The sequence below is a fragment of the Kitasatospora sp. NPDC004240 genome, from assembly GCF_053603215.1.
In genome coordinates this window covers 42204-54202 of the sequence record NZ_JBSGFD010000039.1, presented here as the reverse complement: position 1 = coordinate 54202, position 11999 = coordinate 42204, and the positions used below count along the sequence as shown (strand labels likewise).

Here is an 11999-nt window from a genome sequence, read left to right as displayed (position 1 = left end):
GCCCGCGCGGCGCCCGCCGCCGCGGCCGCCGGGTCCGGCTTGGTCCGCGAGCGGCGCACCGCGACCCCGCGCGCCAGGTCGAAGGCGAGCGCCGGGTCGTCCTCCCCCGTCCACGGGTACGACCCGCACCACGGGCCCAGCAGCCGGAACTGCTCCAGCGCCTCCGCGTGCAGCCCGACCCGGCCGAGGTGGTACGCCAGCCGGTGCCGCAGCTGCCAGAGGTGCTCGTCGTCCTCGGGGACCGTCGCCAGCGAGGCGGCCACCGCGGTCAGCAGGTCCCGCGCAGCCCGGTCCTTCGGCAGCGCGCCCGCGCCGTTGCGCTTCTCCAGCTCCTGCAGCGCGTACAGGTGGATCCCCGCCAGCGGGCTGCCCGCCGGGGCCTTGCGCACGGCCTGCTCGGCGAAGTCCAGCATCTCCTCGTCGGAGCCGAACCACTTGGCGCACCAGTACTGCATCGCCTGCCAGTGCGCGTCGTAGTGGAACGGCGCGCGGGCGACCAGCTCGTCCCAGAGCGGCCGGAAGCGGTCCGGCTCGTACTGGGCCCCGCGGGCCGCGGTGATCATGACCACCCACGGGCCGGGGTTCTCCGGTGCCAGCAGCGAGGCCCGGCGCGCGGCCTCGATCGCGGCGGGCAGCAGGCGGCGGAACTCGGCCATGTCCGCCTCCGGCACCTCGTGCGCGTACTTGCTGCCGCGGATCTCCCAGGCCCGGTGCACCATCAGGCGGGCCTCCAGGGTGGCGGCGTCGCAGTCGCCCGGCTCGGCCGAGCGCCACGACTCCAGCCACTCGTCGCCCTTGGTGGCGATGTGTTCGAGCAGCTGGATCCGCGACCAGCGCTCGTCCCAGTCGTCCCGGGCCGAGGCCACGTACGCGGCGGCCGGCCGCCAGTCGCCCTGCCACGCGGAGTCGGCGATCGCCTGTATCTCCCGGCGGCGGTAGGACGGGCCGGGAGGTCCGGAACGCGCGGGCTCCAGTTCGTCGCGCGGCACCAGTCCGTAGGCGGCCGCGTCGAACGACCTCCGCGCCCAGTCACGGGCGCCGTCGTCGGCGTCGGCGGCGTCGCCGGAGGGGAAGAACTTTCGGAACAGGGCGGTGAGGAGGGCGGCCCCGAGAACGGCCAGGAGTGCAGTCACGGCCGGAGATCATCCCGTCCCGGCCGGGTAGCGCGCAACGTAAATCCGACCGCCCCCGAAGCGGCCCGTGGAATCATGGCGGCATGACCGGGACGCGGCCCATCCTGCGGGGAGAACTGGTGCGGCTCCGGCCGCCGACCGGCGAGGACGTGCCGGTCCTCGCGGCCATCCGGGCCGAGCCCGAGGTGTACGGACGCTGGCGCGGGGGCGACGACCTGACGGCGGCGGTCACCGACGACCTGGCCGACCCGGACGCGGAGACCTTCGCGATCGAGTACGAGGGCCGGGTGGTCGGCGCGATCCAGTGGTACGCCGAGGCGGACCCCGACTACCGCCACGCGGGCATCGACATCTACCTCGGCACCGCCGTCCACGGCCGCGGCGTCGGCACGGACGCCGTCCGCACCCTCGCCCGCCACCTCGTCGACGACCTGGGCCACCACCGGCTGGTCATCGACCCGGCGACCGACAACCTGGCGGCGATCCGCTGCTACACCAAGGTCGGCTTCCGCCCCGTGGGCATCCTGCGCCGGTACGAGCGCGGCCCCGACGGCAGTTGGCACGACGGGCTGCTGATGGACCTGCTGGCCGAGGAGCTGACCCGCTGACCCACGCAAACCGCGGACCCCCTGACCCGCAGACTCCGCGACCCGCCGGCCCCCGGAGTCGCCGGCGGTGTGTGACGGTCAGAGCGCGAGCGTGCGCCAGCCCAGGGTGATCTCCTCCCGGAGCGCGCCCGCGTCCGGCCGGGTGTGGCCGGGCCCCTCGGGTGCGGTGAGCAGGTCCAGCAGGGCGGCGCCGTCGGCGGGCCGCTCGGCGGCCTCGACGGCCAGCGCCCGGCGGACGGTCGCCGCGAGGGAGGGGTCGAGCGCCTCGACCGTCGCCATCGAGGCCGGTTCCGGGCCGGTGTCCACGATGCGGCGGATCACCGCGCCGGTGCTGGTCGCCGCGAACGGGCTGGCCCCGTGCGCCGCGCACACCACGCAGCAGGCCCAGGCCCAGACGTCGGCGGCCGGGCCCACCGGCTCGTCGCCGAACTGCTCGGGTGCCATGTAGGTCAGTGTCCCCGGGCCGCCGCCGGTCCGGGTCAGCCGGGTGCCGTCGACGATCGCCGCGATGCCGAAGTCCAACAGGCGCGGTCCGGCGGTGGTGAGCATGATGTTGCCGGGCTTGAGGTCCCGGTGGACCAGCCCGAGCCGGTGGACCCCGGCGAGCGCGGTCGCCAGCGCGAGGGCCAGGGCCCGCAGCGCCTGCGGCGAGCGGATCGGGCCCTGTTCGCGCAGGTGCGCGTCGAGAGGGCGTCCGTCCAGCAGTTCCATCGCCAGGTAGGGCCGCCCGTCCGCCACCCCGGTGTCCAGCACCCGTGCCGTGTACGCGCCGGACACCATGCCCAGCACCTCGGCCTCCCGTTCGAAGCGGCGCAACAGCTCGGTGTCGTCGAGCAGTTCGGGGTTGATGGTCTTCAGCGCCACCTGCGTCGCCGATCCCTCCCGGCGCGCCAGGTACACCGTCCCCATGCCACCCGTGCCGATCCGCCCGAGCAGCCGGTACCCGCCGATCACCCGTGGCTCGTACCCGCGCAGCTCCTGGTGCGGCACGGACCCGGCGGGCGCGGTGGGTACGGGCGCGGGCACGGGGGCGTGCGCGCCGGCACGGTCGACCTGGGTGGGCGTGTACGGCCGGGGCGCCGGAACGCCCTGGGGTGCGGACGCGGGTACAGGCACGGGTACGGGTGCCGGCGGGGTGGTCCCGGGGACGACCGGGGCCGGCCGCCGGCTGGCCGTGAAGGCGGCCGCCTGGAACACCAGGGCCGCGAGGACCAGCCCGATCGGCAGCACGAGCAGCCCGGTCACCAGCCCCGCGATGAGCCCCGCGACGATCCGCCCCCGGGCGGCCGCCCAGGCCGGTGCGGGCATGCCGATGGTCAGCAGGTTGCGCCGGGTCAGGAACCACAGCCACAGCCAGCCCACCAGGACGACCAGCGCGAGGCCGAGTTGTGGGCCGTAGAGCCAGTCGTAGTGGTGGCCGTACACGAGGCTGTAGGGCGAGAGCGGGCTGGTCACGATGGCGCCCCTCAGCTCCGGGAACCACAGGTCCCACAGGCTCCCCGTCTCGGCCTGCAGCAGGAGGAGGACGCCGACCACGGTGAGGCCGGTGACCAGCCGGTTGCCGAGCGCCGACGGCCCGCGCTCCGGCACCGGCACGCCGTGCGCCGCGGCCGCCCGCCGCCGTCCGGCCGCCTGGGCGTTGAGCAGCAGCGGGTACGTCCCCAGTCGTACGAGCAGGGCCGACCCGGCCACGACGGCTGCCGGTGTGCTCAGCAGCGCCCATCCCGCGATGGAAGCCTCGGCCATGTCCCACCCCTGTCCGAAAATCCCCGGCTCAAGCAGGGGGAGTATAGGGGGATCTGACGGTCGGTCGGAGAGGATCACGCCGAGCTGTCCAGCGGGATCCAGATGTCCGGCGCCGGGGCGGGTGTCGCGGTTCACGCGGGACGGCGGACGTACGCCCCCACCTTCGCCGCCGCGGCCGCGGCCCCCGCGGAGCGCTCGGCGTCCGCCGGGGTGGGCGGGTCCGGGCAGGTCAGCAGTCGGTAGTAGAGCGGGGCGGAGACCGCGCGGACGACTTCGCGCGGGTCGGTGCCGGGCGGCGCCTCGCCCCGCTCGACGGCCCGGTCGACGCAGGGCGCCCACTCGTCGACGCGGACGGCGTAGAAGCGGTGCAGCGCCTCGGCGGCCTTGGCGTCGCAGCTCGCGGCGGTGAGCAGGGCCCGGAACAGGGGGCCCTGCCGGGGGTCGGTCAGGGTGCGCTGGACGAGCAGGGCGTTGGCGGTCAGGTCGTCCAGCAGCGAGCCGGCGTCGGTGCGCGGCAGGGACTGCTCGGCCATGTCGGCGAGCAGGTCCGCGAGCAGGCCGGTCATCGAGCCCCAGCGGCGGTAGACGGTGGTCTTGCCGACCTCGGCCCGCCGGGCGACCTCGGCCAGGTCGGTCCCGGCGAAGCCGTGCTCGGCCAGGGTGTCGCCGGCCGCTCGGAGCACCGCCGCCCGCACCCGGGCCGTGCGCCCACCGGGCCGGACCGTGCCGGGATCGCCCGGATCACCCGGATCACCCGGGTCGCCCGCCTGGTCGGCGTCCTGGCCGGCGTCCTGGCCGGAGCCATGGTCGGGGCCCTTCGCGTGGGCCTGGCCGGAGCCCTGTGCGGGGCCCCTCGGCAGGCCCTGCGGGGTGCCCGCGAGGGCATCCTGCTCCTTCATAACGGGACTCCAGTTCCATTAGCGGCGTTCATCGTGTTACCGTCGATCACGAGCCTAACGGAACCACAGACCCGTTAGTGCTTGCTCACGCTATCGTCCCTGGGGGTTGAGATGGAATACAGGCAGCTGGGTGCGTCCGGACTCAAGGTCTCCGCGCTGAGCTTCGGAGCCGGCACCTTCGGCGGCCGGGGGCCGCTCTTCGAGGCCTGGGGCAACACCGGCGTGCAGGCCGCGCGCCGGCTCGTGGACATCTGCCTGGACGCGGGCATCACCATGTTCGACACGGCGGACGTCTACTCCGACGGGGCCTCCGAGGAGGTGCTGGGCGCGGCGGTCAAGGGCCGCCGGGACAAGGTGATCATCTCCACCAAGGCCGGGCTGCCCCTCGGGGACGGCCCGATGGACGCCGGGACCTCCCGCTCCCGCCTGATCGCGGCCGTCGACGCTGCCCTGCGCCGGCTCGACACCGACTACCTCGACCTCTTCCAGTTGCACGCCTACGACGCGGCGACCCCGGTCGAGGAGGTGGTCGCCACGCTGGAGACCCTGGTCCAGGCCGGCAAGGTCCGCTACCTGGGCGTGTCCAACTTCTCCGGCTGGCAGACCATGAAGTCGCTCGCCGCCGCCGATCGGCACGGCCGGCCCCGCTACGTCGCCCAGCAGGTCTACTACTCGCTGATCGGGCGTGACTACGAGTGGGAGCTGATGCCGCTGGGCGCCGACCAGGGCCTCGGGGCCGTGGTGTGGAGCCCGCTCGGCTGGGGCCGGCTGACCGGCCGGATCCGCCGCGGCGAGCCGCTCCCGGCCGGCAGCCGGCTGCACCGGACCGCCGACTACGGCCCGCCGGTGGCCGACGAGGACCTCTACCGGGTGGTCGACGCGCTCGACGGGATCGCCGCCGAGACCGGCCGGGCCGTCCCGCAGATCGCCCTCAACTGGCTGCTCCAGCGGCCCACCGTCTCGTCCGTGATCATCGGTGCCCGGGACGAGGAGCAGCTGAGGCAGAACCTCGGCGCGGTCGGCTGGCAGCTCACCCCCGACCAGATGGCCCGGTTGGACGCCGCGAGCGCCAGGCCGGCCCCGTACCCGTACTTCCCGTACGAGCGCCAGGAGGGCTTCGCCCGGCTCAACCCGCCGCTCACGGCCGCCCGCTGACACCGCCGTCCCCGGGTGCACCGCCGCCGTCCGCCCGTCCGCCCGTCCGCCCGTCGAGCGCAGGCGGGCGGACGGGCCCGCCGGCGGGCGCCTCAGGCCACCGCCGCGGCGCGGACGCAGAGCACGTCCGGGAGGTGGGAGACCAGCAGCCGCCAGGTCAGACCCTCGTCCCGGCTGGCGTAGACCTCGCCGGTGCGGTTGCCGAAGTAGATGCCGGCCGGTTCGAGGTCGTCGGTGCGCAGCGCGTCGCGCAGCACCACGCCGTAGTGGTCCTCGTCGGGGAGGCCGTCGGAGAGCGGCTGCCAGGTGGTGCCGGCGTCCTCGGTGCGGAACACCCGGCAGCGCCGGCCGGGCGGGATGCGGTCCCCGGAGCCGCCGAGCGGGAACAGGTAGGCGGTGTCCGCCCGGCTCGGGTGGGCGGCCACCGCGAAGCCGAAGTCGGCGGGCAGGCCGTCGGCGATGAACCGCCAGCTGTGGCCGGCGTCGTCGCTGCGGTAGACGCCGCCGTGGTTCTGCAGGTACAGGCGGTCCGGGTCGGCGGCGTCCTGGGCGATCTTGTGCACGCACTGGCCGAACTCGGGGTACTGGCTCTCCTCGGGCAGGAACTCGGCCCGCAGACCGGTGTTGGACGGCTGCCAGCCGGCACCGCCGTCCTTGGTCCGGTAGACGCCGCCGCTGGAGACCGCGACCAGCAGCCGCTGGGGGTCCCGGGGGTCGGTGACGATGGTGTGCAGGCCCTGGCCGCCGTAGCCGGCGCCCCATTCGGCGCGCTGCGGGTGCTCCCAGAGGGCCTCGACCAGCGAGAAGGTCTCGCCGCCGTCCTCGGAGCGGAACAGCGCGGCGGGCTCGGTGCCCGCGTACACCACCCCGGGCGCCTCCCGTCCGGCCGGCTGGAGCTGCCAGACCCGGGTGAGGGCGGCCCCGGTGTGCTCGGGGAAGCGGATCGCGGGGCGCGGCGGCTCGAACCAGCTCGCCCCGAGGTCGTCCGAGCGCCAGACCGACGGGCCCCAGTGGCTGCTGTCGGCGCCCACCAGGATCCGCACCCGGTCGGCGCGCCGGTCGACGGAGACGGAGTAGATCGCGTTCATCGCGAAGTGCGGCCCGCTGAACTCCCAGTCCAGCCGGTCGCGACTGCGGCCGAGAAAGAGGCCCTTCTCGGTTCCGACGGCCAACAGCACCTCGGTCAATTCCCTCACACCACCCGGGTCGGCGAAACGGCCCCCGGGAGCCCCTCCCCGGCTCCACCGGCCAGTCTGCCGCCGGACCGGCGCGGCCACATCCCGCCGCGCCGGTCTCCCGTGCGGGCGGCGGGCCGCGCCCGGCGTCTCCCGTACGGGCGGGGCGTCACCCCCGGCAACCCTCCAGCAGCCGCAGCCAGACCTCGCTGATCGTCGGGTACGCGGGCACGGCGTGCCAGAGCCGGTCGACGGGCACCTCGCCGACCACCGCGACGGTCGCGGAGTGCAGCAGTTCGGCGACGCCCGGGCCGGTGAGGCAGGCGCCGACCAGCACCAATCGGTCCAGGTCGACCACCACCCGGGCCCGGCCCCGGTAGTCGTCGCCGTACAGCGAGGCCCCGGCGACGGCGCCGAGGTCGTGGTCGACGGCCCGGACCCGCAGACCGGCCCGCTCGGCGGCCTCCAGGGTGAGGCCCACGGCCGCGACCTCCGGCTCGGTGAACACCACCTGGGGCGCCCCGGCGGTGTCGGCGGAGGCGGTGTGCGCGCCCCAGCGCGCGGTGTCCAGCTCGCTCCCCTTGGCGCGCGCGCCGATCACCGCGCCGGCGATCCGGGCCTGGTACTTGCCCTGATGGGTGAGCAGCGCCCGGTGGTTGACGTCGCCGGCCGCGTACAGCCAGTCGCCGTCCACCCCGCGCACGGTGCAGCTGTCGTCCACCGCCAGCCAGTCGCCGGGCTTCAGCCCCACCGTCTCCAGCCCGATGTCCGCGGTGCGCGGGGCGCGGCCCGTCGCGTACAGCACCTCGTCGGCGTGCAGCGGACCGCCCTCGGTGAGGGTGAGCGTCACGCCGTCCCCGTCGCGCGCCACGGCGCTCACCCCGGTGCCGAAGCGGAGGTCGACCCCGGCCGCGCGCAGCCCCTCGGCGACCAGCTCGCCGGCGAAGGGCTCCATCCGGGGCAGCAGCCGGTCGCCGCGGACCAGCAGCACCACCTCGCTGCCCAGCGCCCGCCAGGCGGTGGCCAGCTCCACGCCGACCACGCCGCCGCCGACCACCGCGAGCCTCCCGGGCACGGCCCGGGCGCCGGTCGCCTCCCGGTTGGTCCACGGTCGGGCGTCCGCCAGGCCGGGCACGTCGTGCGGCAGCACCGGGCGGCTGCCGGTGCAGACGGCGACGGCGTGCCGGGCGGTCAGCCGCCGTTCGGCGCCGTCCGCGGTCGCCACCGTCACCGTCCGTTCGCCGGCCAGCCGGCCGTGCCCGCGCACCAGGTCGATCCCGGTGTCGCGGAGCCACTTCACCTGGCCGTCGTCCTGCCAGTGGGAGGTGAAGGAGTCCCGGCGTGCCAGCACCGCCGCCGCGTTCAGCCGGCCGCCGCCCACGGCCTCCCGGGCGCCGGCCACCGAACGGGCCGCTTCGAGCGCCGCGACCGGCCGCAGCAGCGCCTTGCTCGGCATGCAGGCCCAGTACGAGCACTCGCCGCCGACCAGCCCGCTCTCCACGATCACCGTGCGCAGGCCGGCGGCGACCGTGCGGTCGGCGACGTTCTCCCCGGTGGAGCCGGCGCCCAGCACGATGACGTCGTACTCCTCGGCGTCCCCGCTCCCGCCGTGCGTGCCGGACCCGCCGCCGTGCTGCCCGCTCATACCCGCTCCTCCGTGGTGCCGTCGGTCACCCCGGCGGGCTGCGCCGGGGTGACCGGTTCACTGTTGGTCAGGGGCTCCGCGTACCCGGTGCCGCGCGGGCGTACACGTGTACACGTGTGTCCTGCACACGTGTGTCCGCGTGCGCGGTCAGGGTGTGGTCGGGGTGTGGTCGGGGTGCGGACGGGCGCCCGCCGGACGCCCCGTCGGGCTCAGCCCGCCGCGATCTCCGCCAGCGCCGCCGCCGTGTCGGCCGGCCGGGAGAACATCGGCCAGTGCCCGGTGGGCAGCTCGCGCAGCTCCCACTCGTCCCCGCCCAGCGCGGAGAAGAACGGGTGCCCGGAGGCGATCATGGCCCGCACCTGCTCCAGCGGGAACGAGCAGGTCAGCAGCGTCTTCGGCAGCTTCTCGCCGCCCCCGGTGAGCCGCAGCGGCCGGTTGACCGCCCCGAGCGGCTCCGGGGTCGCCCGCTCGCGGAAGCGGGCCAGCGCCGCCTCGTCGAGGCCGTCCAGGCTGGAGCCCTCGGCGGTCAGCTCCTCCCAGGACGGCAGCGGGTAGCCCCAGCCGTCGACCAGGGTGGCCGCGATCCGGGCGTTGGTCTCCGGCGGGAACAGGTCGGCGAGCGAGCTGCCGTCGAGGAGCGGGCCGCTGTCCACGTACACCACGCGGCTGATCCGCTCGGGCATTCGGTCGGCGGCGCCGGTGACCGGGGCGCCCCCGCCGCTGTGACCGACCAGGACGACGTCCCAGAGGTCCTCGCGGGTGAGCAGATCGGTCAGGTCGGTGATGTGGGTCTCCAGGTCGACCCCGGGCCCGCCCTCGGCGGAGCGCTCGGCCAGGCCGGTGGGCGTCACGGCGTGGACGGTGTGCCCGGCCTCGCGCAGCGGCCGGGCGACGTCGTCCCAGGCCCAGGCGCCGAGCCAGAAACCGGGAACGAGAACGAACGTGCTCATGGTGATCCACCTCGGGAGATCGCGGGACTTCCGACGTCTCCGACTCTAGGATCGAATCAGGACGGAACCCGCCCGGATTCGGGCCCGATGGGCGAGGAGTACGGATGGATCATCCGGTCAGCCGCGTGCTCGCCCTGCTGGAACTGCTCCAGGACCGGCCCGGCCTCACCGGCCCCGAACTGGCCGAGCGCCTGGACGTGGACGAGCGCACGGTGCGCCGCTACACCGCGCGGCTGGTCGAGCTCGGCATCCCGGTCCGGGCCGAGCGCGGCCGGTACGGCGGCTACCGGCTGCTGCCCGGCTACCGGCTGCCGCCGCTGATGCTGACCGCGGACGAGGCCGCCTCGGTGGTGCTCGGACTGCTCGCCGGGCGCCGCTCCGGGCTGTCCGTGGGCGAGCGGGCGGCGGAGTCCGCGCTCGCCAAGATCCAGCGGGTGCTGCCGCCGGCGCTGCGCGAACGGGTCGAGGCGGTGGAACTGACCCTCGGCCTGACCGCCGCCCCCGCCGCCGGGCCCAGTCCGGCCGCCGCCGCCCTGTTCACCCTCGCCGAGGCCACCCGCCGGGGCCGGCGCACCCGGCTCTCCTACCGGGACCGGCACGGGGAGCCCAGCGACCGCGAGTTCGACCCGTACGGGCTGGTCTTCCACTCCGGCCGCTGGTACACCACCGGCCTGGACCACCGCAGCGGCGAGCCGCGCACCTTCCGGGTGGACCGGATCACGCGCGCCGAACTGCGGGAGGTCGTGTTCGAACCGCCGGAGGGCTTCGACCCGGTGCGGCGGGTCATGGAGTCGCTGGCGGCGGTGCCCTGGCAGCACGAGGTCGAGGTGGTCCTGGACACCACCCTGGACGCCGCCCGGCTGCGCATCCCGCCCACCGCCGGCACGGTCACCGGGACCGGGGACGGCCGGGTGCTGCTGAGGGCCCGGGCCCAGCACCTGGACGGGATGGCGGTGATGCTGGCCGGACTGGGCTGGCCGTTCACCGTGCGCACCCCGGACGCCCTGCGCGAGGAGGTGCGGGCCCTCGCCGGGCGGCTCGACCGGTGGAGCGCGGGCTGACGGCCCCGCGGCCCCCCGCCCCTGCGGGCCCCGCCCCCGGGCGGCTCAGCGCGCCGCCGGCCACGCTCATCCCGACCTGGTCGTACGCCTGCTCCTCGACGGCCTCGCCGCACGCCTGCTGGCATGACGACGGGCCCGGGGTGCGTCACACCCCGGGCCGCTCGTCACGCCCGCCGAGGCCGGCGGGCGGCGGCTCAGACCGTCGCGTCCTCCGCGCCGCCCTGCTCGGCGACCTTCCGCTTCACCTCGGCCATGTCCAGCTTCCGGGCCTGGCCGATCAGGTCCTCGAACACCGCCTCCGGCAGCGCACCGGGCTGCGAGAACACCATGACGCCCTCCCGGATGATCGCCAACGTGGGGATCGACTGGATCCCGAACGCCGCCGCCAGCTCCTGCTGCGCCTCGGTGTCCACCTTGGCGAAGACCAGGTCGGAGTGCCGCTCGGCCGCCTTCTCGAAGACCGGCGCGAACTGCCGGCACGGGCCGCACCAGGCCGCCCAGAAGTCGATGAAGACGAAGTCCTTGCCCTCGGGGCCGGGGACGATCTCGTCGAAGTTCTCCTTGGTCAGCTCGACCGTGTTGCTCATGTCGGTAATCCTGCCTTCCGGAGGTGGCTCGATGCTGGTTCAGGCCGTGCGCCCCGGACAACGGCCCGCACCGCGCGGCTATTCCGGGCCCGCCCGCCCCGTCCGGGGGTACCGTGGCGGGCCCCTCGCCGGTCGCGGCCGTTCCGCCCGTACGGGCGGGGCATCCCCTGCCCGCGAGCCGGTGGCCGTTCCGACCCGACCCGACCCGACCCGACCCGACCCGACCCGACGAGTCGGCAAGGTTCCCGTTCCCACGGGTCGGGAACCGTCCCGTCCCCGCGGGCCGGGAGCCCGTTCGAACCCGCCGGAAAAAAATCCGCCGGGCGTTGAGCGATCTGCGGATCCGGTCCGTACTCATGGGCACGGGCGCCGCAGGAGGTGCCCGCACCGACACGACGGGACCGGCTCCGGGAGCGTGCCGGTCCGCGCCCACCCAGGGGGAACACCGATGCGCACCACCAGCCGAACCGGCCGCACCGCACTGCTGACCGCGGCGGGCCTCACCACGCTCGCCCTGGTGACGGCCTGCGGCTCCTCCGGTGACGGCGGAGCCGCCGCCCCGGCCACCTCCGCCCCGGCCACTTCCGCCGCTCCGTCCGCGCCCCCGACCGGGGCACCCGCCGGCGGCTCCCCGCTCCAGGTGGCCACGGACCCCAAGCTCGGTCCGATCGTCACTGACGCGGCGGGCCTGACGCTCTACCGCTTCGACAAGGACACCGCCAAGCCGCCGGTCTCCAACTGCAACGGGAACTGCGCCGTCACCTGGCCGCCCGTCCCCGCCGGGGACCCGGCCGCCGTGAAGGGCCTGGACGCCAAGCTCGTCGGCAGCGTCACCCGGGCCGACGGCGCCAAGCAGCTCACCCTGAACGGCTGGCCGCTCTACCGCTACGCCCCGGACACCAAGCCGGGCGAGACCAAGGGCCAGGGGGTCGGCGGCAACTGGTTCGTCGTCGCCCCGACCGGCGAGAAGGCGGCCGCGCCCACCGGGTCGGGCACCCCCGGCTACGGCGGCTACTGAGCCGGCGGCCGGCCCGGGGGCG

Annotated in this window: 11 protein-coding genes; 4 read left to right on the top strand and 7 right to left on the bottom strand. The window is 75.6% G+C overall.

Annotated elements, in window-relative coordinates; all coding sequences use genetic code 11:
- A partial coding sequence (locus ACWEQL_RS13510) for a hypothetical protein (protein ID WP_452150381.1) occupies positions 1-1133 on the bottom strand: 1133 nt, incomplete at its 3' end.
- Positions 1134-1216: 83 nt separating this feature from the next.
- Between ACWEQL_RS13510 and ACWEQL_RS13505 the strand changes: the two genes are divergently transcribed.
- On the top strand, positions 1217-1741 hold the full coding sequence (locus ACWEQL_RS13505) for a GNAT family N-acetyltransferase (RefSeq protein ID WP_452150380.1): 525 nt from the start codon (positions 1217-1219) through the stop codon (positions 1739-1741).
- A gap of 78 nt (positions 1742-1819) precedes the next feature.
- On the opposite strand, the gene ACWEQL_RS13500 is transcribed toward ACWEQL_RS13505, so the two are convergent.
- Positions 1820-3487 carry a serine/threonine-protein kinase gene (locus ACWEQL_RS13500; RefSeq protein ID WP_452150379.1) on the bottom strand — a complete coding sequence of 556 codons (1668 nt, stop codon included), beginning with the start codon at positions 3485-3487 and terminating at the stop codon, positions 1820-1822.
- Between the two features lie 131 nt (positions 3488-3618).
- Positions 3619-4386, bottom strand: a complete 768-nt coding sequence (locus tag ACWEQL_RS13495) for a TetR/AcrR family transcriptional regulator (protein WP_452150378.1) — start codon at positions 4384-4386, stop codon at positions 3619-3621.
- A gap of 111 nt (positions 4387-4497) precedes the next feature.
- Between ACWEQL_RS13495 and ACWEQL_RS13490 the strand changes: the two genes are divergently transcribed.
- Positions 4498-5541: an aldo/keto reductase gene (locus tag ACWEQL_RS13490; RefSeq protein WP_452150377.1), complete on the top strand. Its 1044-nt coding sequence runs from the start codon at positions 4498-4500 to the stop codon at positions 5539-5541.
- A gap of 92 nt (positions 5542-5633) precedes the next feature.
- Here ACWEQL_RS13490 and ACWEQL_RS13485 read toward each other — a convergent pair whose 3' ends face one another.
- From ACWEQL_RS13485 to ACWEQL_RS13475, 3 genes are all read right to left on the bottom strand, one after another.
- The gene (locus ACWEQL_RS13485) at positions 5634-6728 is read right to left on the bottom strand and encodes a WD40/YVTN/BNR-like repeat-containing protein (RefSeq protein WP_452150385.1); all 1095 of its coding nucleotides are present in this window, start codon (positions 6726-6728) and stop codon (positions 5634-5636) included.
- A 157-nt stretch (positions 6729-6885) separates the two neighbouring features.
- Positions 6886-8361: a dihydrolipoyl dehydrogenase family protein gene (locus tag ACWEQL_RS13480; protein WP_452150376.1), complete on the bottom strand. Its 1476-nt coding sequence runs from the start codon at positions 8359-8361 to the stop codon at positions 6886-6888.
- A gap of 209 nt (positions 8362-8570) precedes the next feature.
- Positions 8571-9311: an alpha/beta fold hydrolase gene (locus ACWEQL_RS13475; protein ID WP_452150375.1), complete on the bottom strand. Its 741-nt coding sequence runs from the start codon at positions 9309-9311 to the stop codon at positions 8571-8573.
- Positions 9312-9415: 104 nt separating this feature from the next.
- On the opposite strand from ACWEQL_RS13475, the gene ACWEQL_RS13470 reads away from it, so the two are divergent.
- Positions 9416-10372, top strand: a complete 957-nt coding sequence (locus ACWEQL_RS13470) for a helix-turn-helix transcriptional regulator (protein WP_452150374.1) — start codon at positions 9416-9418, stop codon at positions 10370-10372.
- A 194-nt stretch (positions 10373-10566) separates the two neighbouring features.
- Here the strand turns inward: ACWEQL_RS13470 and trxA are convergent, their stop codons facing one another.
- Positions 10567-10959, bottom strand: a complete 393-nt coding sequence (gene trxA / locus ACWEQL_RS13465; RefSeq protein WP_452150373.1) for a thioredoxin — start codon at positions 10957-10959, stop codon at positions 10567-10569.
- Between the two features lie 448 nt (positions 10960-11407).
- Between trxA and ACWEQL_RS13460 the strand changes: the two genes are divergently transcribed.
- Positions 11408-11977 (top strand): hypothetical protein, encoded by a 570-nt coding sequence (locus ACWEQL_RS13460; RefSeq protein ID WP_452150372.1) that lies wholly within the window; start codon positions 11408-11410, stop codon positions 11975-11977.
- Positions 11978-11999: the final 22 nt, after the last annotated feature.